We start from the raw sequence: 20957 nt of genomic DNA, 5'->3' as shown, positions 1-20957 counted from the left end.
ATCAGAACGCCCGCTATGGTAGCTCAGCCAGATGACAGACGGCAGAGATGAAATGCATAAAAACGACATACTCGCGTTCTGGTTTGGCGCAGACGCCGCTGACCATGAGATAAGTCAACGCCAAGCCAAGCTTTGGTGGCAGAAAGACGCTGCCACCGATGACACCATTCGCCAGCGCTTTGAGCCGACACTCAAAGCCTTGCTGCGCGGTGAACACCGTGACTGGCTCACCAGTGCGGATGGCCGTTTAGCCGCCATCCTCGTGTTGGATCAGTTCAGCCGCAATATGTACCGTGACAACGCCATGAGCTTTACCCAAGACGCGCTGGCGCTTGAATGGGCGTTAGAAGGCATTCGCCAAGGAGCTGACCGACAAGTAAGGCCGATTCAGCGGCTGTTTTACTACTTGCCATTGGAGCACGCCGAAAGCGAGGCCATGCAGAACTTGTGCATGGAAAAGCTGGCGCAGTTACGTGCTGATGCGCCGGCAAGTTTTGCTGGTGAGGCGGAGAATTATTTAGAGTTTGGCCGCCGCCACCAGCAAATCATCCAGCGCTTTGGCCGCTTTCCGCACCGCAACGCATTGTTAAACCGCCCGTCTAGCGACGACGAGCGGCAGTTTTTAACCCAGCCAGGCTCTGGGTTTTAAAACGCTAATGACGAGCGCAGGTACACTTTGGCACCACCACCGCGCTCGTCATTAAAGCCATAGGCCATGCCAGCCGTCACAGGTAGCGCCAGGCGATAACCAAGAATGAGCTCCGCACTCAGCTCAGCCCCCACGGACGCTAACGCGGGCCGGCTGTGGCCATCCGACCAAGCGCTGCCTTGCTCGAAAAACAGGTTGCCGTACCAGTCACCCAAGCCCAAGGGCCAAGTATTCCAGTTGCGCTCTACCCGGCCGAGCCAGCCTTGATAGCGCAACTGACCTCGATACAGGTAACGCCCCACCGCGGCGTTGCTGTCGTAGCCACGCAGGCTGAACTCATCGCGACCAAACAGCACTTGCTCTGCTCCCAGTTCGCTACCACCGATGCTAAATGGCTGGGCGAGCGGATCAGCACCGGCGGCGATGGCGGCCATGGTCAAGGTTTGGCGGCCGGGTAAATCTAGGGTGTGACGCAGCTCCAGCTGGTAGCGCTCGCCGTCGTAGTCACTGGGCAGTGCCTCGTTGGTTTCCGCCACCAAACTGACATAACTGCCCCACCCCACACCGGGCACATTGATAAAGCTTTCGCGATTATCAAAGCGCGTGGCAACGCCCACCAGGCTCTCGCGAATACCGCCGCGATCAAAGATGACCGGCCCCTCGGCACTGATCCAGCGCTCGTATTCATGGCTAAGGCCGAGGCTCCAGCGCCATTGATCTTCCAGCGCTGGCCATAAGTTGTAGCGCGCCAACACAAACTGGTCTTCACGCCGAGTCAGCTCGGCAATGCCAACGTCGTCGACTTGATGCTGGCGCAGCCAAGCCAATGTCCAGCGCTTATCATAGCCATAACTCAGCGCCCACTCGGCCTGCTGTTGGCTGGTGTTAAAGCGCAGCTGAGCGCTGTAGCTATGGCGTGCCAGCGCATCTTGGCCGCTGGTCTGCAAGCCTAAAAAGCTCTCATCATTGCCAAACTGCCAAATGGGCAGCCAGTAGCGTGGCCGCAAGGTGCTCCAGGGCACATACTCCTGACTGGGGTAGGATTGCGCGTCGATCCAGGCGTAGTCGTATTGCCCCTGCCAATGGTCGAGACGGTAGGCCTCAAGCTCCTGCAATGGCGCCGAATGCAGTTGAAAGCCTTGGGCCTCATACTGCTGCCAAACCAGCTCGCCACGCCAGCCAAGGGGCTTAAATGCGCCGCTTACGCCGCGAGTCAGACGCTGCAGGGGGAGCGCTTCGTCCGTCAGCGATAGCGCCCACAGATCAAACACGCCTTGGTAGTCGGCACTGAACACCAGCCGCCCATCGGGCAAAAACGCAGGGCTGTTTTCGACCGCCAGCGATTGCGTCAGCGGCACCCATTGTTGCCCCTGATAGCGGGCTAAATCCCAGCCTTGGCCGCGCGGTTTATGCGCTGCCACGACCACGCCAGCGGCGCTCACTGCCAGCTCGCCCAGCACCTCTCCCGCTTGACCTTGCCATAGCCGAACCAGCTGGCCTTGGCGATCGATGCTCACCAGTTCACTCAGACCGGCAATGGAGCGTGTGGCCAGCCAGCGCTGTTGACTGGCATCCCAGGCCAGATCACGCAGACGTTGCCCGTCCGTCAAACGCTGCCAGTGCCCTTGTTGCAACACAAACAAGTCATTCCAACTGCGGCCACTGGCATAATGTATCAGCCGTAAAGCAGCCAACTCGCCATGTTCGTTGTGCGCCAATGCACGCACACCTTTAGCGCTCGCCACAGGCTGAGGGGGCTGCTCGCCTTGGCGTAGCACCACTTGGCGGCGATCTTCACCGTTGTCCTCGACATACCACAAACGCTGACCATCACTGGCCATTGGCTGGCGATTGCGGCTGGCAAACGACCAGCGCTTTGACGCCGTACTGTGCTGTTGCAGCGCCGCAATTTCAGCGGCAAAGCGCTGCTCTAGCCAGGGTTGAAACTCCCGCCAAAGGTCATCAAGGGAGCGGCGAAAACTGCTGCGAAACGTGCTGTCGAGCAGCACGTACTGCAATAGCTGAGCGGAATAAAGATTCAAGAAGGACTGCACCCGCGCCTCGCCATGCTCCTCGATCAAGAACTCGATAAAATAAGCACCGTATAAATAAGCGCGGTTGCTGGGCCATTCGCGCCGCGCCACGATCACCGAATTCATATCATCCAGCTCACCGGCCAACACTTCGCTACGCATCTGCATGCGGTAATAGCTGCCTTGCAGGCGGCCAAAGCCCTGCTCGGCGTTGGTCTCTAAATAGACCGCCAAACCTTCCAGTAACATGGATGGGGTAAAGGCGTGGGGAAAGGCCGACAAGGGTGGAAAAGGCCACAACCCTACTCGACCAAACACATTGCGCGCTTGCTCGACATTGCCACTCTGCATTTCCATGTGCAGCACATGCACATACTCGTGGCGAATCAGGCTTTGCAGCCAATCGTCATTATGCTCAAGTGACGATACCTGTTGCGGTGGCGAGGCAAACAAACGAATTTGAGCAAAGGGCAAGGGCGTGGCCCAGCCATTGGAAAAATCGAAGTCATCCACCAACACCATGTGCGTGCGCGCCTCGGGCGCCTGACCAAAAAACGGCAGCAATTGTTGGTGCACCTGCTCGGCAATGGCCAGCGAGCGCTCTGCCATGGCCTGATGCGGTTCAAGGTAATGCACCTGAAAGTGCTCAGAAGTGCTGGTACGCCAGCGCTTGTCCGTTTCATTCCAGGCAACGGACTGAGCACTCGCCAAAGTACTCGCTAACATGATCAACAATAATAAAACGCGCATTGTCCTTATCCGCTCAACAGCACAGCAGCGAATCATAAGGGCTGTCAGGCGGCTTGTCTGCACTGGTGTCCTGAGTCAGGCCTACAATAAGTGAACGTCAAAACCAACCGCGCGGAGGCCGCCATGCCCTGGTCCGATCACTATCGACGCTCAGCGCGTTACAACCGCTGGATGAACGCGCAACTTCTCAATGCCAGCCTGAGTTTGCCCAGCGAACAGCAACAACAAGATGTCGGCTTGGCACACGGCTCGCTCTGCGGCTGCTGGAATCATCTGCTCGCCACCGATTTGCTGTGGCTTAGGCGTCTACAGCCGATTTATCCGATGCTGGAAGAACTGAATGACCTGCCGCCAGTTAAGAATGATCGCCAACTGTGCTATCCACAGCTAAAAGAGCTGCAGCCAGTACGTGAGCGCATAGACGATGTATTGCAACGTTGGTGCGATTTACTGCGCCAAGACGATGCTCGCGCTGTGTTGGTGTACGGCGATGACGACGAGCTCAGCGTTGGCCTAGATCGAATACTGCAGCATTTGTTTAACCATCACACCCACTATCGCGGGCAAATTAGCGCAGTATTGCAGCAGCTGGGCCAGCCTACTATCGAGCCAGACTTGCTGCACGCTCCTTTGGATTAATCGCCGAGATGTAGCGCGCAAAAAATAAGGAAAGCCAAGCAAGGAAAGTCCAAATGGAGACACCATCACCGCTGACGTGGCGTGCCAAGCAGCAGATATTTCATTGGCACGGCCATGCAATTAGCTATCAGCAGGCAGGCCAAGGAGCGGTCATTTTATTGTTGCACAGCTTTCCCGGCAGCAGCTGGGACTGGCACGCACTATGGCCAGCATTAGCCCAGCACGGCACTGTGGTAGCGCCCGACTTACTTGGCTGCGGCGATTCCGACAAGCCCTGGCCCTATTACTACAGCCTTGGTAGCCAAGCCGAGCTGATACGCGCTTTACTAAAGCGCTTGGGCACTCAACACTGTCACATCATTGCCCATGACAGCGGTGCGCTCATTGCGCACAAGCTAATCGCAGTTAACCGTCACCACAGCATCAAGCCGCTTTCCATGCACTGGCTTAATCCTCGCCACCCGCGTTTTAACTGGCATTGGCGTGAGCGATTATGGGCCAGCGCCAGTGGTAACTGGTGGTGCCGCGGCCTTAGCGCTGCAGGCTTGCAGCGTTACTATCAAGCCTGCGCCCGCCTGCCATTGCCACGCCATTACTGCCAAGATGCTTTTGAGCTGTTGCAGGCTCATGGCGGCTTGCGAGTGTTATCTGCGTTACTGGCTTATCGTCATGAGCCGTGGGAGTGGTTGCACCCACCCGCTGGCTATAGTGGCCCGGTTCAACTCATTAGCGGCCAACAGCGCCATGCTTTGTGGCTGCAACGAGCCTTTATGCAGGCACAGCATGTGAAATGTGCTGCTGGCCACTGGCCTCATTTAGAAATGCCAGAGCTGCTATATCTACAACTACAGCCCTACTTACCACCCGCTGGCAACCATGTGCTGACCAACTTGCTCCGCGCGCTGCCATGACTATGATGGCGCCTGTTTTTATCACAGGTAATAGGCATGTCCGTCGACGTTCTTTTTCAAGATGATCACTTAATTGCGATCAACAAACCCAGTGGTTTGCTGGTACATCGTAGCGAGATTGATCGCCACGAAACCCGTTTTGCCCTGCAACTGGTGCGCGATCATGTCGGCCAGCGAGTTTATCCGGTACATCGCTTGGATAAACCCACGTCTGGCGTTTTGATGTTCGCTTTAACGCCTGACATCGCCAGCTTGGTGGTCGAGCAATGGCGCCAGCAACAAGTCAGCAAACGCTATTTGGCGATCGTGCGCGGTTACATGCCAGAGTGGACCGAGCTAGATAAACCCCTGGTGCCACCGGTAGACAAGTACGCCCGCCATGAACGCATCAAACCGGCACAAGAGGCACGCACGGATTTTCGTTGCTTGGCCCAAGTAGAGTTACCCATCGCCATTGATAAATACCCACAATCGCGCTATTCGCTGGTAGAAGCTTTGCCACACACCGGCCGTAAACATCAGATTCGCCGTCATCTCAAGCATCTAAGCCATCCCATCATTGGCGACGCGCGTTATGGCAAAGGCAGGCACAGTCGCTATTTTCGCGATCATTTTGACGCCGGCCGGCTGCTTCTACATGCCTGGCAGCTCAGTTTTCAACATCCGCTCAGCGCTGAAACCATCACCATTGAAGCGCCTCTGGATCAAACTTGGCAGCAGCTGATCGCACGCTTTGACTGGCAAGCGCAACTGCCGACGCCGCAATTACTGACACCTCAGTCCGCCACACACGGGGCAGGATAGCGATACGCTTGTGGACAATTCCGTGGACGGATATTGCTCAATCACCGCTAGGGCGCACTATGCCTGCGCCTAGGGCCTGTTTATTCATTTAGGCCACTTTAAAAAAATGCTTAAAAATCATTCAGTTGCAGCGACGACAGACACTGTCGTGCCAGACGCCAAAGTTCAAACTATTAGATCTCTGCAATAGATCACTTGTGCATAACGCCCAACAAAGAGGACAAAAAGGCGCACTTTGACCAGCCTGAATCTTGACCTGCGCTTGACCTTACGTACCCACTTCAAAGACTGACAGTTTCCCACAGATTCTGTGGATAATTCTATGGATAATCTGTCGGCATATGCCGCAAAGCCAGATAAAATCAGGCCCGAAGACAGATTGTTTATTTTTTAACCACCTATAAAAATGCATATTTTTCAATGGGTTAGATAAGTCAAGCAGGCAACTCCAGATATTTCTATACAATAGAGGACCAACACAACAGATTAAAAGTCAATGTGCATAAAAATGCCATGGTCAAGCATTTTGTGACGCCAGAGGAGACTTTTATGCCCCGTTTGCCAGCATTCGACCATGACGCTTACGTTAACTGATCCACAATTTCTGTGGATAAAGCTGTTGGCGATTATTTGGTAACTGTCTACAAGCCCCGTCATGACGGGCTTAGTGTCAGAATGATGCTTTTTCGCTCTACTCACATCAGCAACTAAACTGCGGGCACAAAAAACGGGCCCGCAGGCCCGTTGATTGATACAGCATTGTGCGGCGATGTTAGTTCAGCACCCGTTCCGCCAGAGCATCGGCCGGCATATAGCCCGGGAATAAGCGACCATCATCAACAATAATGGCCGGTGTACCAGTCACGCCCAAGCCCTGACCCAGTTCAAACTGAGCCGCCACTGGCGCGCCGCAATCCTTGCTGTCCGCCAGCATAGTTTGCATTTGCTCGCGCACATCTTCGAACTTATCTTGGGCGCGAGCATCACCGCCACGCATACGCTGCGCCAGCCTACCCAGCTCACGCTGGGTATTTTTCATCACCGTCATCGCCTCTTTACGGTCATCCTGACACCAGACGTAATTGATTTTGCGATAGGAATCTGTCAGTGCTCCGGTTTGTGGGTTCTTCACCCCTGCACGCGGATACGCCAAGTAGCGCACACTGATGCCCAGTTCATTTAAGCGTGGTATTTCTAGATGCAGCTTCTGGCAGTATCCGCAGTCTATGTCGGTGAAGACATTGATCAGACCTTTTTGCTCACCCTTAGCAGGGAACATGACCGTTTGGCTGTTGTCGATGGCAGCCAACTGCTCAGCGCGGCGCGGGTTCAAACGGCTTTGGGTAACGTTCACCGGGCCATCCGCGGCTAGCTGATACAATTCATCACGGTAGATGAAATAACCCATATCCGGCGTCATGTGCACGACGGAGCCGTCGACCAGGATAACCTCCAGCATTTGCTTTGCCGCCACCGCAGTGACGTCTTTTACCTGTAAGCGTGGACCAAAGGCATCCACCAAGCGTTGCTCAACCGCAGCGCGCTGCTGCTCCTGGGTATTAACTGTCTCTGCCGCAACGGAGGCAGTGCTTACGGTCAGCCCTAACATGGCTGCCAGAATTGTTTTCTTCATGAATTACCTTTTACCTTTGTTACCGGCGCTGGCTCCATCGCCATTGTGCCGCACTGACTACCGCTCGCGAGACGCTTGGAGAGACAGTGGCAGATTTAGTTCCGTCATTATCCCGCCGCCAGTAGTTACGATCGCGGCCTGTGACTATACCGGACAAATATTGCAGGCATAAAAAAAGCGGATCAACTGATCCGCTCTTTTTTTGCCAAAAAGGTTTATACCTTTTCTTTGATACGTGCAGACTTACCGCTACGCTCACGCAGGTAGTACAGTTTCGCCTGACGCACGTCACCACGACGCTTAACAGCAATGCTGTCAACCAGTGGGCTGTGAGTCTGGAAAGTACGCTCAACGCCAACACCGTGAGAGATCTTACGCACGGTGAAGGCTGAGTTCAGGCCACGGTTACGCTTACCGATCACCACGCCTTCGAACGCCTGCAGACGCTCACGAGTACCTTCTTTAACTTTTACTTGTACGACAACGGTGTCACCCGGGCCGAACGCTGGCACGTCGCTTTTCAGCTGTGCATTTTCAATCTGCTGAATGATTGAGTTCTTGTTGCTCATTTGTATGCTCCTTAACAGTCTGAAGAGGCCTGCTCGCGCTCATTCAGATACTCTGTCAATAACGTTTGTTGCTCGTTGTTCAGTTCCAGTGCGTCGAGTAAATCGGGTCGCCGCTCCCAGGTACGCCCCAGCGATTGCTTTAACCGCCAGCGCCGAATTTTTTCATGGTTGCCGCTGAGCAATACCTCCGGCACCACACGCCCCTGATACTCCTCAGGACGGGTGTAATGTGGGCAATCGAGCAGACCTTCCATAAAGGAGTCCTGCTCGGCCGACTGGTTATGGCCTAACACGCCAGGTACCAATCGAATCACGGCATCCATTAACGTCATGGCTGCCATTTCTCCGCCACTTAACACAAAATCGCCAATCGACCATTCTTCATCGACTTCGCGCTCAATTAAACGCTCATCAATGCCTTCATAGCGGCCCGCCACTAAGATCAGGTTATCTTGCTGTGCCAATTGCAAAGCACCTTGCTGATCCAGCTTGCGCCCTTGAGGTGATAAATAAATCACCTTGGCAGGCTTGCCAGGCTGCTGCTCGGCCACCGCTCGCGCGGCTTGAATGGCTTCTTCCAGCGGCTGAATTTTCATCAGCATGCCGGGGCCACCGCCATAGGGTCGATCATCGACGGTTTGATAGTTGTCGTAGGCATAGTCTCTGGGATTCCAGCAATCTACGCTGACCTTGCCTTGCTTCACCGCTCGGCCACTGACACCGTGTTCGGTCAGGGCGCGAAACATCTCCGGAAACAGGCTAACAACACCAAACCACACCGTTAAAAATCCGGCTCCCAGTCCACCTGGATTTGACCTTCATCCAAGTCAACCGACAGAACAATGGCTCCGACGAAGGGCACCATGCGCTGGCGACTATCAATGCTGCCAGCACAGCTGCTGATAACCATGACTTGGTTACCGCCGCCGGAATCAAACAGTTCTTTTACCTGGCCCAGCAGCTGACCATCGGTGTGAAACACCTTTAAGCCCTGCAACTGAAACCAATAATGTTCATCTTCATCGAGCTCCGGCAGTTCGGAGGTAGGAACTGCGATCTCAATCTGTGATAACGCTACTGCGGCATCACGATCGTTCACGCCTTCCAGCGCCGCCACCAAGCCTTTGCCCTGAGGTTTGCCATCTCGAACTTTATAACTGCGCCACTGGCCGTCGATGTTCAACAGCCAGCTGGGGTAGTCAAAAATGCTGGTCATTGGATCAGTGTACGAATACACCTTTACCCAACCTTTCACCCCAAATGCGGTGGTTACTTTACCCAGAACGGTAATGTCTTGCTCCGCCGCATGCTGTGTCGACATGGTGTACCTCTATCGCGAAAGCGTTGACTTATGCCTGAGCTTTCTTAGCGTCTTTAAGCAGCTTAGCGACGCGATCAGTTGGCTGAGCGCCTTTGCCCATCCAGTATTCAACGCGCTCCAGATCGACACGCAAACGCTCTTCCTGGCCACGAGCAACAGGGTTGAAGAAACCCACACGCTCGATAAAGCGACCGTCGCGAGGGTTGCGAGAGTCAGCAACATTGATGCTGTAAAAAGGGCGTTTTTTAGAGCCACCACGGGCCAAACGAATAACTACCATAAAAAAGATCTACTCCGATCGTTTTATCAAGCGGGAACATCAGGCGCAGCTGAAGCATTCAGGCGGCGTCCGAACATCCCGGTGGCGGGTTTTAAAATCGCCCACCGTTCAACATCTTTCTCGCTTTCAAACCGCTGAACACGGCATTGCCAGGAGAAAGGCCTAAAAAGGGTGGCGAATTGTATGCGCAAACGCCACACAAGTAAACGCTAAGCAAGGGCCTACTCAGGATTGGCCGTCAGCGCGTGCTGCATCACATGATAGAGCCAATGCTGCTCCAGCGTGCCGCCCACAAGATGCGCCCAGGGGCCAGCGGCATACACGGCCACGTCTTCACCGCCGTGGGTTTCGCTCTCCAGCGGCACCAACGCTGGTTGGCGAAAGTCGATGTCAGCCACCTGCGACGGCTGTAGCTTTGGCCGTTGCTGGCTATCCACCGCACCCGGACCATTGCGGTAAGACAGTGAGGTGTAGGGCTTGCCATCGTCCAGTAGCCAGGGCTCGGCCATGGCTTCACCGTGCTCATCGTTGCTGTGCACCAAACCCAAAATCGGATTGCCGCGCGTAGGATAGCCTTGCAGCGTCAAAGTGTGGCTGTGGTCAGCGGTCACCATCACCAGGGTGTCGTCGAAGTTAACCTGTGCCAGCAGCCATTGCATGGTTTGGTGCAGCTCATAGGTTTCACGCAAAGCCCGCTGGGCATTGCCGTCATGGTGGGCATGATCGATGCGCCCGGCCTCAATCACCAGCACATAACCATCGGGCTGGTCTTTTACGCCGGCGTATACCTGCTGCACCATGTCCTGCAGGCTTGGCACAGAGGCTGGCCGTTGATCTATGTAGGGCAAATGTGAATCGGCAAACAGCCCCAACCAACGACCGCGGGCCAGATTGGCGTGTTGCAACTGGGCCCGTGTTTGCAACACGCCCGCGTTTGGCAAGGCTTGCCACTGGGCGATCAAGTCTTGACCGTCCTGACGTCGCCCCCCTTGAGCCTCTGGGACAAAATGCCGACGGCCGCCACCAACAATGATATCCGGCCCCTGACCTAGCTGATGCGCTTGCAACAGCTGGCTGGCGATATCATGGCAGCCCTGCCGGCGCGCTGCTGCCGTCATGGCATCGTCGCTTTCCCAGTTACGCTCCACGCTGTGGGCATACAAAGCCGCCGGCGTGGCATGAGTAATGCGGGTGGTGGTCACAATGGCCGTGCGTTTATTGAGCCGCCGCGCCAGATCAAACAGCGTCGGCAAGGCTTGATCGCTTTGCGTCGCCGGATCGTTAAGTGAGGAGCAGTTGCCACGCTCCACCCCGGCTCCCACCGACAGCACCCCAGCATCGGTTTTATGGCCTGTCACCAAGGCCGTCATGGTGCCGGCAGAGTCTGGGGTTTGGCGGTCGGTGTTGTAAGTTTTCACCAGCGCACTGTAAGGCAGTTGCTCAAAGCTGAGGCGAAACTCCTCACCCGCCAAGCCTTGCTGCTGGCCGGCAAAAATCCGCGCCGCAGTCAAAGTGGTGATGCCCATGCCATCGCCCACCACCAAAATCAGATTGCGCGCCGGACCGCGTTGTTCTGGCCGTGTCCTAAGCGCTTGCTGGCGACCCAGCGCCGCCCATTCCTGACTGGTCGCTGGGCTGGTGACTGGGCTGGTGGCCGGAACTGTAGTTGTGCCGGTGGCTGACTGGCTCGGGCTGGCCGCGGGGCTCATAGCCCCTTGATGGGCACAGCCTGACAGCCACAAACCGCCCAGTAATGCACCGAAAAACGTTCTTAAACGCCATGCTCGCATGATTAAAACTCCTGTGGCTGAGTCGGGGCCGCCAGCGCGCGCCGTAAAATGTGATAAACCGAATGTTGCTCTAACAACCCATGAAACCACTGGGCACCAGGCCCACGGGCATGCAAAGCCACATCGTCACTGCCGTGAGTTTCAGAGCCGGTTGGCAACAGGGCGGTTTGGCAGTAGTCGGCATGCAATGGATCGGCGATCAGCTCGCTGTTTTGCAACCAGGGCAAGCGCCCTACCCGACGCTGATTACTGGCTAACTCAGGCGCATGCAGGTGATCTGGGTGGCGAAGCTGGGAGCCTAAGCCGTTGGCATAGCCCAACGTGGTGTAGGGTTGCTGGTCAGAGGCCAGTGTTGGCTGTAGCTGGCCGCTGTCGTCTTGCTGTTGCACCAGTCCAAGAATGGGGTTACCGCGCTGTGGATAGCCAGCCATAGATAGGGTATGGCTGTGATCGGCGGTCACCACGAGCAAGGTATCGTCATGGGCGAGTTGCTGCGCCAGGGCCACGCTGTCAGATAACTGGTTGGTTTCCACCAGCGCCCGGTAAGCATTGCCTAAATGATGCGCGTGATCGATGCGCGCGCCCTCAACCACCAAAACAAAACCACGCGGCTGGCCGTGGCTCAGGTGCTGCAAGCGCTGCAGCGCAAAGCGCGTCATTTCTGGCAGCGATGGCTGGTCGGCCGTTAACGCATCACTTTGCAGACGGTCATGGGCATAAGCCATATGGCTGTCAGCGAACAGGCCCAGTAGCGGCGTATCATTCTCTATTTGAGCGGTGAGTAGCTGCTGGCGCGCCGTTACCAGCTGACCGTCGAACTGGGCCAGTAAAGCGTCACTAAAGTTGCGCCGCCCTCCCCCTAAGGCGACATCTAGGCCGGCGGGAAAGGCCTGACGAATCAGCTGAGTGGCGATGTCCTCACACCCGTGCTGGCGTGCTTCGGCGGGCAAATCCTGCTCGCCCTCCCAGTTGCGCTCTGGGCTGTGGGCATAAGTGGCGGCGGGCGTGGCGTGAGTAATACGAGCGTTAGTCACCACACCGGTGGCATAGCCTTCAGCTTGGGCCCACTGCAATAAAGAGCGCAATGCATACTGCTCGCTGCCCTGACACACAGCACGTGGCTGCTCAGGGCCGATGTTAATCATGCCTGCCCGAGTTTTAACTCCCGTCATCAAGGCGGTCATGGTGCCGGCGGAATCTGGCGTCTGCTGATTGCTGTTGTAGGTTTGAATCAGCGCGCTGTGCTCAAAGCGCTCAAAAGCAAGAAAGTTTTCTTCGCCCGGCTCACCGCGCTGCTGGCCCTGAAAAATACGGCCGGCAGTCAGGGTGGTAATGCTCATGCCATCACCCAGAAAGAAAATGATATTCCGCGCAGGCTGCTGGGCTGGCGAGTGCGCCATGCGCTGCTGCAGCCACAGCTGGCCTTGCTGATAGTCGTCTGCAGCGCAAACTTGAGCAGCTACCAGCGTCAATAGCGTGGCCACACTACCACGCCACTTTTTGAGCGCTAACATAAAAAACCCCTTATTTAGCAGAGCATCCAGCTCCATAAAAGTGGCGATTATTGTCTATAAATCGCACCATAAAGCCAGTTTATTGTGAATCTACGATTGAGCTGATTTAACCCGCACCGACCTTGCAGGAGCTATCTTTATGATATACGTTGTATATCACTTTCAATAAACCTCGCGTTCATCACCGTGGCCAAAGACAAAAGCGACAAGCCGAAAAAAGCGGAAAAAAAGAAAGCCGCCAAACACGATGCACAATTACTTGTTCGCATCAATCGAACTGAGCGCGATCAGTTTCTGGCGTTGTGCGACCAGCTCGACACCAGTGCCGCCCGGGAAGTTCGGCGTTTTATTCGCGACTTTATCCGGCAACATCAGCTCGCTGCTGATCAATAAATGGGGTGATTGGTCTCCCGTGCTTACACGGCCACCTGCAGTACGCCCACACCGACAAAACGGAAGGAGACAAGTATGTCTAAGAAAAAAGCAGAGAAAAAAGTTGTAAGCCTGAAAAAAGAGATCAAAGCTCGTAAAGAGAAGATCGCTAAGCACGAAGGCAAGCTGAAAAAACTGAAGAAAAAGCTGAAAAAAGCGGCTTAAAGACAAGGCTCCCTCGGGAGCCTTTATTTTTTATAACTTACCTTTCTACCGCAAAGCGCTGCTCACCGATTTGAATATCTAGCCAGGGCGGTTCGATGGCGGTTACGTCGTCATCTATCTCAACTGGCTTGGCCTTATCGGAGTCATCACGACGCTGCCTTAAAGACAAGCGCTGCCACTGGTCCTGCTGCCAGTAATACAGGCTTAAATCTCGATAGTGCCGGCGCTGCTCCACCAGCACATACTCTGTTTGGCCATCGGCATTGGCATCTACTCGGCGTAGCCAACGCTGTTGAATATTTCGGTTCCAGCTCTGATCGAAGATGTCATGCTGCAGCTGCTGCTGTAAGGTTTCAGGTGCCTGATCAAACCCAATGATAATCTGACTCAGCAAGGGTAAATCGACCTTTTTATCCTCACTGCCACCTAGGCTTTGCTGAATGGCCACCACCACCTTTGGGTGGCTGTTTTGTAGCTCAGTCTGCAATTGCTGCAAGGCGAGAAAACCCGGCCTGGCCAGATGATCGTGAAAATAATCAATATCCAAGTCAGCCGCCGCAACTTCCCCTTGCTGCCAACGCGCCAGTTGATGATCGACCGTCCACTGGCGTAAATCCGCCAGCGGCGTATTGACCAGCACTAAGGTCGCCATCAGCATTAGCGAAACAACGATGTTAAGGCGACCAATATGCGCCACCCACTGCTGACGCCAACGCAGCCAACACAGGCTGTACCCCACTGCTAATAACGCCAGCAGCGCCCAAATAATCACCCCCCAATAACGCGAAACGCTAAAGCCGTGCTGAGCGATGCGCTCTGTCAAACCGTACAGACTGATGGCACTGAACACTGGCAAAATCAGCAGGGCAGTTGTCACCAGCCATTGAAACTTAGAACCATAAGGGCGCGATAAATGGCTCAAATAGACACTGTTGAGCAAAAACAACATCAAGGCCTGCAAGCACAACAGCAGGGTGCTACCGCCGCTTCCCCATAAGGCATGCAAACCGGTAAACGGCAGCGCCATGGCAAAGACCACCGTGATCAAAGCCACCAAAATAAGTAACAGGCGCATCAGTGAGGTGTGCAAGTTACCCAGCGCCACAAACACAGATTCACGCTCGCGCAGCAACAAAATGGCCACAGTGGCCGCCAACGTCGACGCTGGGTACAAGAACCAGACAGAAGTAAATAAATCTTCGAAGAAGTCGATGCCAATGGCCTCAAACAAGGCCGCCCATAGCATCAGCAGAGCCATCACCGCCAAGGCAAACAAGCCGGCACAGGCAAGCAGCAAAGCGTAGTGCCAGCCCAAACTCATGCGCTGCTGATTGCTTTCGAGGGCCGTCTTCCAGCCAGATGGCGCCAGCGTTAATACCAAAAAGCCCAGTATCATCACCGTCAAGATCAGTTGCACGGTGGCACCGCCATCCCTTACCTGATCATCTGGCAAAAGTTGCGTGGCGGTAAACACACTCATGACCACCACCGATGCCAAAAAGGTCAAGCACCAAGCGAGCAGACGCCGCGTCGATAAAACACCAACGAGCAGCGACAGCAGCAAAGGACCAGTCACAACGACGGCGTAGGCGCAGTAAAGAAATGGCAGCGCCCAATCATTGGACTCATGCAACACGTACAACAATATGCCTTGTATAACCGCCACCGACAGCAAGGCGTAGCGCTGTCTGGTGGACAAGCGGGTGGATGAAAGAGACATAAAACTCCCTGTGCAAACTGTGACCCGGATACCAGCGCCACCATGGTGGCTGGCCTATCCTCAAGATACGAAATTATTATGAATCAGTGACGACTTATGAAAATCGCAGCGATGACCCAACTGGCCTTGCTCAGCTTTCTATTAACTGCCTGCGGCAGTGACTCCGGCGATAGTGAACGCACCGCCGATGGTGCGCCCAGTACGAAGGACGGCAGCGAGCCAAGTGACGGCGATTCTACGTCAGATGCCAACGATTCGAACAGCGATGATGACTCGACTGATAATCCCGATGCTGGCAACACTGATGACGCCGACAACGATACGGGCTCAGGCGATGCAGATTCGGGCATAGGTGGCAATACCGAGGGCGGCACTAACAACGACTCAGACGATAGCGATGACAGCTCGGGCTCTGACGATAACTCAGGCTCTGAGGATTCTGACGACAATACCGGCTCTGATGATAACTCAGGCTCTGACGACAACTCAGATTCTGGCAACTCGGATAACAACACCGGCTCTGACGACAATACTGGTTCAGACGATTCAGATAGCAATACTGGCGGCTCTGATGACAACTCAGGCTCTGACGACAACTCAGGCTCTGACGACAACTCAGGCTCTGACGATAACTCAGGCTCTGACGATAACTCAGGCTCTGACGATAACTCAGGCTCTGACGATAACTCAGGCTCTGACGATAACTCAGGCTCTGACGATAACTCAGGCTCTGACGATAACTCAGGTGCTGATGACAGTGCCGGCTCTGGCGATAATACAGATGCAGGTGACAACGGCAGCGGTTCGGATTCTGACGACTCTGCCGGCGATGACAGCAACAGCGACGACCCGACCTTGGCCTGCCTGCCAGAGTGGGGGCAGGAAATGCTCGACAGCATCAATCAATATCGCAGCCAAGCCCGCCAGTGTGGCGATGACTTTATGCCCGCTGTCGAACCGCTCACTTGGCAGTGCCAACTCACCACCAGTTCACAGGCACATGCCGACGATATGGCAAGCAACAACTTCTTTTCGCATACCGGCAGTGATGGCCTAAGCATGCGCAACCGTATTGATGCCACCGGCTATCAATGGTCGCGCATCGGCGAGAACATTGCCGCAGGGTACGCCAATGTCAGCAGCGTCATGCAAGGCTGGATCAATAGCCCAGGCCATTGCAGCAATATTATGAATGCCAACTTTACCGAAGTCGGCGCGGCATTAACCCGTACCACCACAGCCGACTACCCCACTTATTGGGTGCAAAACTTCGGTCGTCCGCGCTAGCGCCTTGAATCAGAAGTTCTTCTATTTTCAGCAGGGCTAATCCATACAGACGATGCGATTACGCCCTGCATGCTTGCCTTGATACAAAGCCTCGTCGGCCCGCGCCAGCAGTTGATCCAGGGTTTCCTGGCCTTTGCGCTCCGCCACCCCTAGGGTTGCACTGACGGGAAGCGTGGTACCCCCCATCTCTATCACCGCGGCATCAATGCGTTGGCGAATGCGCTCTGCCACGACTGCGGCTTCTGCCGCCGACGTCTCGGGCAGCAACAGCAAAAACTCCTCGCCACCCCAGCGTGCGGCCAAGTCGCGGCTGCGCACCGATTGACGCAGCAAGCGCGCAACGGTAATCAACACCTGATCACCCGCCAAGTGGCCATGCTCGTCATTGGTGCGTTTGAAGTTGTCTAAATCACACAAAATAGCGGTCAGTGGTTGCGTCTGACTCAGAAGATCCGTCGCATACAAGGTTAAACTGCGGCGATTGTGCAACCCGGTGAGGGCGTCGGTGGTCGCTAAACGCTGCAATTTGCGCTCATTGCGCACCACCAAGCGGTAATACAGCCCGGCCAAAAACACCATGATCGCCAGCACTGCCACCAAGTTGAAATAATACAAGCTGTCTTGCACTGCAGGCGGCATCGCATAGGTGGCGTTGGCCTCTCGTAGGCTGTAATCCAAAGCCACATAAACCGCCACCACCGCAATCACTGCCGGCATTTTGGCGACGGCGTTCTGCAACGGACTGACCATCACCACCGGCGGTATCAGCATGATGTAAAAGTGAAAGCCGCTGTCCCAGCCGACGAAGGTCACGGCCAACACGGCGTGAGCGACGATCTCCCCCACCACCAACAACCAGGCAAAGAAAGTATTGCGATCCGTGCGCATCAGCCAGAAGACCAGCACGTACAACAGCACACTGAACACGTTTACCCAGCTCAGCCAAGGCACCTGATGCCAATAAAACAGCAAACCAAACGCAACGTGGGTGATGCCAGCCACCACGGCCACTTGCTTCATCAACTTACGAAATAAGCGATCACTGCCGTCGTTACCGTCTTGCACGAGCATGGAGGTTATCAACATGACTTAAAAATTGGCTGTGGGAGTCACCTGAGTATCAGCGACAATCGCCGTGCATACAACGTGATCGCCTAGGTAGCCGTCAGGCTGTGCCGACCTTAAGAACCGATGGCCGATTTAAGCCGCTTCCACCAAGGCGTAGAGCCAGTGCTGTTGGTCGTTGGCCCCTGCTGCGCTTGGGCTTGTTGCAACTGCTGCAGCAGCAGTCGAGTAAAATCGGAAGAAAACTCAAACGGCGAAAACTGGCGATGACCGTGTTGCTGCAGCAATGCTTGTACCGCCTCGGCGGTGGGCACAAACTTCATCGACCACCGGGCAAACAAACGCGTTGCCACCGTCTCTTGCAGCAAGATGCGTGCATCACAATGACGCTCATCCAGCAAAATACGCTCGTAGGTAGCCTGCACGGCACTGGCTTCGCCTTCTAGGCATTGAAAAAAATAACCATCACCAAAAAACAGCACACCACCAATGGCCTGCTGTTGGTTATTGCGTCGCGACTGCGCCAAAATGGAGCCCACCGCAGGGTCGACGGCCCCGATTGGAACATCAGAGTTGGAGCGGCTGGCGTAGACCAACCGTATTAGATCAGACATAAAAGCTCCGGCTTGGAGCCCGCCCAGTCAGACCTCAGAGCCTGACAGCGAGGCCTGGCAACAGGGTCTGAAAGAGACGGGCGCACTAACAATGTCTGACCACTATACAAAAGGCACGGCAAAACTTATACATTTCGCACAATCCATGTATGAAACAGCCTTTTCAGCAGCGGTAAACTAACCATTTATTGGCAGCGAGCCCGAGCTGCATGCAGCTTTTTGTAGCTGGCCAATAAACGCTGATGCTTGTCGATGCCTTCAAGCTGATTGTTGGTCGGCGTTAAGCCATGGAAGCGCACATCGCCATCAATACTGCCGAACACCGCTTGCATGCGCGACTCGCCGTACATGCGAGTAAAGTTGTGCTGGTAGTGCTCACGCTCTAACTCGTCATCCAGCTCGACGGTAAGCGCCGCCTGCATCGCTTGATAAAACAATTGGCGCTCAACGGTATTGTCGTTGTATTGCAAATAGGCTTCGACGCATTCTAGGGCTAAATCGAGCTGGCCCAGTGCCAGATAAATCAGCAATTTCAGCTCTAATACCGTCAGCTCGCCCCATACCGTGTTGTCATCAAACTCAACGCCAATTAAGGTGATAATGTCGGTGTAATCATCCAGCTCGCTGTCCTCTAAGCGTTCCACCAAAGCTTGTAGCTGATCATTATCGAGCCGATGCAAATTTAGAATATCGTCACGGAAGTACAGCGCCTTGTTGGTGTTATCCCAAATCAAATCATCCACTGGGTACACTTCTGAATAATCGGGCACCAAGATTCGACACGCCGGCACACCTAACTCATGGTAAGTGGCCATATACACTTCCTTGCCCATGTCCGCCAAAATAGCGAACAGCGCGCTCGCCTCTTGCTCATTAGTGGCAGTGCCGCCGTTGGTGAAATCCCAATCGACAAAGTCGACATCAGCCTGACTGCTGAAAAAGCGCCACGACACCACGCCGGTCGAATCAATAAAATGCTCGACAAAATTATTGGGCTCGGTCACCGCCAGGCTTTCAAAGGTCGGCGCCGGAATATCGTTTAAGCCTTCAAAGCTGCGACCTTGCAATAATTCCGTCAAGCTGCGCTCTAGTGCGACTTCAAAACTAGGGTGAGCACCAAAAGAGGCAAATACACCGCCGGTGCGCGGATTCATCAAGGTCACACACATCACCGGGAACTGACCGCCCAGCGATGCATCTTTTACCAGCACCGGAAAACCTTGCTGCTCCAGCCCCTGAATGCCTTCAACAATATGCGGATAACGCTCTAGCACAGACTCAGGCACATCCGGCAAGGCCAACTCTTGCTCTAGAATCTGGCGTTTAACGGCGCGTTCAAAAATCTCAGACAAGCACTGCACCTGAGCTTCCGCCAAGGTATTGCCAGCGCTCATGCCGTTGCTTAAAAACAGGTTTTCAATCAGGTTGGACGGAATATAAACCGTTTCGCCATCGGACTGACGCTGATAAGGCAGCGCGCAAATGCCACGCTCAACGTTACCTGAGTTAGTGTCGATTAAATGAGACGCTTGCAACTCACCGTCTGGGTTATAAATTGCTAGGCAGTGGTCATCTAATAACCCCGCAGGCAGTGAGTCGTCTTCTGGCAGTTTAAACCAACGTTCATTGGGGTAATGCACAAACTCAGCATTGGCAATTTCTTCACCAAAATACTGATCGTTATAAAAGAAGTTACAGCTAAGGCGCTCCATAAACTCGCCCAAAGCCGACGCCAATGCACTTTCTTTGCTGGCACCTTTGCCATTGGTAAAGCACATTTGCGAGTCGGCATCACGAATATGCAACGACCACACATTGGGCACAATATTGCGCCAGGAGCCGATCTCGATTTTCATGCCAAGATCCGCCAGCAAGGAGGTCATTTGGGCAATGGTTTGCTCCAGCGGTTTGTCTTTACCGGCAATAAAGGTTTGCTGCTGCGCATCCGGCGCGTCCATCAACAAGGCTTGCGCATCTTCATCCAGGTTATCGACCACTTCGATGACGAACTCAGGGCCGGTTTGCACTACTTTTTTAACCGTGCAGCGCTCGATTGAGCGTAAGATGCCCTGTCGGTCTTTATCTGAGATATCATCGGGCAGCTCAACTTGGATTTTAAAAATCTGGTTGTAACGGTCTTCAGGGTCAACAATATTGTTTTGCGATAACCGAATGTTTTCAGTGGGGATATCACGGGCAACGCAATACACCTTCACAAAGTAAGCCGCGCACAAGGCTGACGATGCCAGAAAGTAGTCAAACGGACTGGGCGCCGTGCCGTCTCCCTTGTATCGAATCGGCTGGTCGGTAACGACGGTAAAGTCGTCAAACTTGGCTTCCAGTCGAAGATTGTCGAGAAAGTTGACCTTGATTTGCATGCTAACACCCAGATTTGCAGAACAGTTTGCTGACATCGCCAGCCCATTGGGGCGCTATTATCCAGTTTTTGCCGGCCACGTCTTGCCCCAGGAAAAGACAAGCAATGACTATTGTGTGAGCCAGCCTTCAGCAAACGCCTAGGGTGGGGTCATCCCCTGGTCCGCTCGTCAACTGCAGCAAGCACCGGATATGGACGCCTTGCGCTCGATTCACTGGGATATAGGGTCGTAGGTCTGGGGCGCATGCTTTCAGCGGGGCATGCCAGCTCTCAGGCGAAGCATGTCTCACAGACAAGGGTGGCGCCATTGGCAAGAAGTAGAGCAAAACCAAAAGACGATAACAGTACCCGCGAACATCCTGCAGCAACAGACGGCCACCGGTAATGCTGGCTCTGCTCAAGTT

General features: G+C 54.5%; 18 protein-coding genes. 6 read left to right on the top strand and 12 right to left on the bottom strand.

Features of this window, described 5'->3' with window-relative positions; all coding sequences use genetic code 11:
• Positions 1–31: 31 nt before the first annotated feature.
• Entirely contained in the window at positions 32–649 is a 618-nt protein-coding gene (locus IE090_RS14875) for a DUF924 family protein (protein WP_229815790.1), read from the top strand.
• Here IE090_RS14875 and IE090_RS14870 read toward each other — a convergent pair.
• Positions 646–3432, bottom strand: coding sequence for a hypothetical protein (locus IE090_RS14870; protein ID WP_189389524.1), 2787 nt, complete (start codon positions 3430–3432; stop codon positions 646–648). The genes IE090_RS14875 and IE090_RS14870 overlap by 4 nt on opposite strands.
• Positions 3433–3555: 123 nt before the next feature.
• Here IE090_RS14870 and IE090_RS14865 point away from each other — a divergent pair, with 123 nt between their 5' ends.
• From IE090_RS14865 to truC, 3 genes are read left to right on the top strand one after another with little or no spacing between them, the layout of a single operon-like run.
• Positions 3556–4071, top strand: a complete 516-nt coding sequence (locus IE090_RS14865) for a DinB family protein (RefSeq protein ID WP_189389522.1) — start codon at positions 3556–3558, stop codon at positions 4069–4071.
• Between the two features lie 53 nt (positions 4072–4124).
• Positions 4125–4982 (top strand): alpha/beta fold hydrolase, encoded by an 858-nt coding sequence (locus tag IE090_RS14860; RefSeq protein WP_189389520.1) that lies wholly within the window; start codon positions 4125–4127, stop codon positions 4980–4982.
• Positions 4983–5018: 36 nt separating this feature from the next.
• Positions 5019–5786: a tRNA pseudouridine(65) synthase TruC gene (truC, locus tag IE090_RS14855; RefSeq protein WP_189389518.1), complete on the top strand. Its 768-nt coding sequence runs from the start codon at positions 5019–5021 to the stop codon at positions 5784–5786.
• Between the two features lie 772 nt (positions 5787–6558).
• Here the strand turns inward: truC and IE090_RS14850 are convergent.
• The 7 genes from IE090_RS14850 to IE090_RS14820 all read right to left on the bottom strand — a co-directional run bounded on the left by IE090_RS14850 (position 6559) and on the right by IE090_RS14820 (position 12893).
• Positions 6559–7419: a DsbC family protein gene (locus tag IE090_RS14850; RefSeq protein ID WP_189389516.1), complete on the bottom strand. Its 861-nt coding sequence runs from the start codon at positions 7417–7419 to the stop codon at positions 6559–6561.
• 215 nt (positions 7420–7634) lie between these two features.
• Positions 7635–7988 (bottom strand): 50S ribosomal protein L19, encoded by a 354-nt coding sequence (gene rplS / locus IE090_RS14845; protein WP_189389514.1) that lies wholly within the window; start codon positions 7986–7988, stop codon positions 7635–7637.
• Between the two features lie 11 nt (positions 7989–7999).
• Positions 8000–8767 carry a tRNA (guanosine(37)-N1)-methyltransferase TrmD gene (trmD, locus tag IE090_RS14840; protein ID WP_189389512.1) on the bottom strand — a complete coding sequence of 256 codons (768 nt, stop codon included), beginning with the start codon at positions 8765–8767 and terminating at the stop codon, positions 8000–8002.
• A 2-nt stretch (positions 8768–8769) separates the two neighbouring features.
• Positions 8770–9309 (bottom strand): ribosome maturation factor RimM, encoded by a 540-nt coding sequence (gene rimM, locus IE090_RS14835; RefSeq protein WP_189389510.1) that lies wholly within the window; start codon positions 9307–9309, stop codon positions 8770–8772.
• 28 nt (positions 9310–9337) lie between these two features.
• The gene (gene rpsP, locus IE090_RS14830; RefSeq protein ID WP_094060205.1) at positions 9338–9589 is read right to left on the bottom strand and encodes a 30S ribosomal protein S16; all 252 of its coding nucleotides are present in this window, start codon (positions 9587–9589) and stop codon (positions 9338–9340) included.
• Between the two features lie 221 nt (positions 9590–9810).
• Complete coding sequence (locus tag IE090_RS14825) at positions 9811–11379, bottom strand: alkaline phosphatase (RefSeq protein WP_189389508.1); 1569 nt, start codon at positions 11377–11379, stop codon at positions 9811–9813.
• Positions 11380–11381: 2 nt separating this feature from the next.
• Complete coding sequence (locus tag IE090_RS14820) at positions 11382–12893, bottom strand: alkaline phosphatase (RefSeq protein ID WP_189389506.1); 1512 nt, start codon at positions 12891–12893, stop codon at positions 11382–11384.
• Between the two features lie 468 nt (positions 12894–13361).
• Here IE090_RS14820 and IE090_RS17955 point away from each other — a divergent pair, with 468 nt between their 5' ends.
• A complete protein-coding gene (locus IE090_RS17955; RefSeq protein ID WP_268247125.1) occupies positions 13362–13490 on the top strand; it encodes a hypothetical protein in 129 nt (42 codons plus the stop codon).
• A 37-nt stretch (positions 13491–13527) separates the two neighbouring features.
• Here IE090_RS17955 and IE090_RS14810 read toward each other — a convergent pair whose 3' ends face one another.
• Positions 13528–15210 (bottom strand): DUF4153 domain-containing protein, encoded by a 1683-nt coding sequence (locus tag IE090_RS14810; protein WP_189389503.1) that lies wholly within the window; start codon positions 15208–15210, stop codon positions 13528–13530.
• A gap of 96 nt (positions 15211–15306) precedes the next feature.
• Between IE090_RS14810 and IE090_RS14805 the strand changes: the two genes are divergently transcribed.
• A complete protein-coding gene (locus IE090_RS14805) occupies positions 15307–16497 on the top strand; it encodes a CAP domain-containing protein (protein ID WP_189389501.1) in 1191 nt (396 codons plus the stop codon).
• 36 nt (positions 16498–16533) lie between these two features.
• Here IE090_RS14805 and IE090_RS14800 read toward each other — a convergent pair whose 3' ends face one another.
• From IE090_RS14800 to IE090_RS14790, 3 genes are all read right to left on the bottom strand, one after another.
• Positions 16534–17568: a GGDEF domain-containing protein gene (locus IE090_RS14800; RefSeq protein ID WP_189389499.1), complete on the bottom strand. Its 1035-nt coding sequence runs from the start codon at positions 17566–17568 to the stop codon at positions 16534–16536.
• A gap of 110 nt (positions 17569–17678) precedes the next feature.
• A complete protein-coding gene (locus IE090_RS14795; RefSeq protein ID WP_189389497.1) occupies positions 17679–18176 on the bottom strand; it encodes a BLUF domain-containing protein in 498 nt (165 codons plus the stop codon).
• Between the two features lie 185 nt (positions 18177–18361).
• Positions 18362–20554: an OsmC domain/YcaO domain-containing protein gene (locus IE090_RS14790; RefSeq protein WP_189389496.1), complete on the bottom strand. Its 2193-nt coding sequence runs from the start codon at positions 20552–20554 to the stop codon at positions 18362–18364.
• Positions 20555–20957 lie beyond the last annotated feature (403 nt).

The organism is Bacterioplanes sanyensis (assembly GCF_014652515.1).
Lineage (GTDB): Bacteria > Pseudomonadota > Gammaproteobacteria > Pseudomonadales > Oceanobacteraceae > Bacterioplanes > Bacterioplanes sanyensis.
This window is presented reverse-complemented; position numbering and strand designations above follow the sequence as displayed.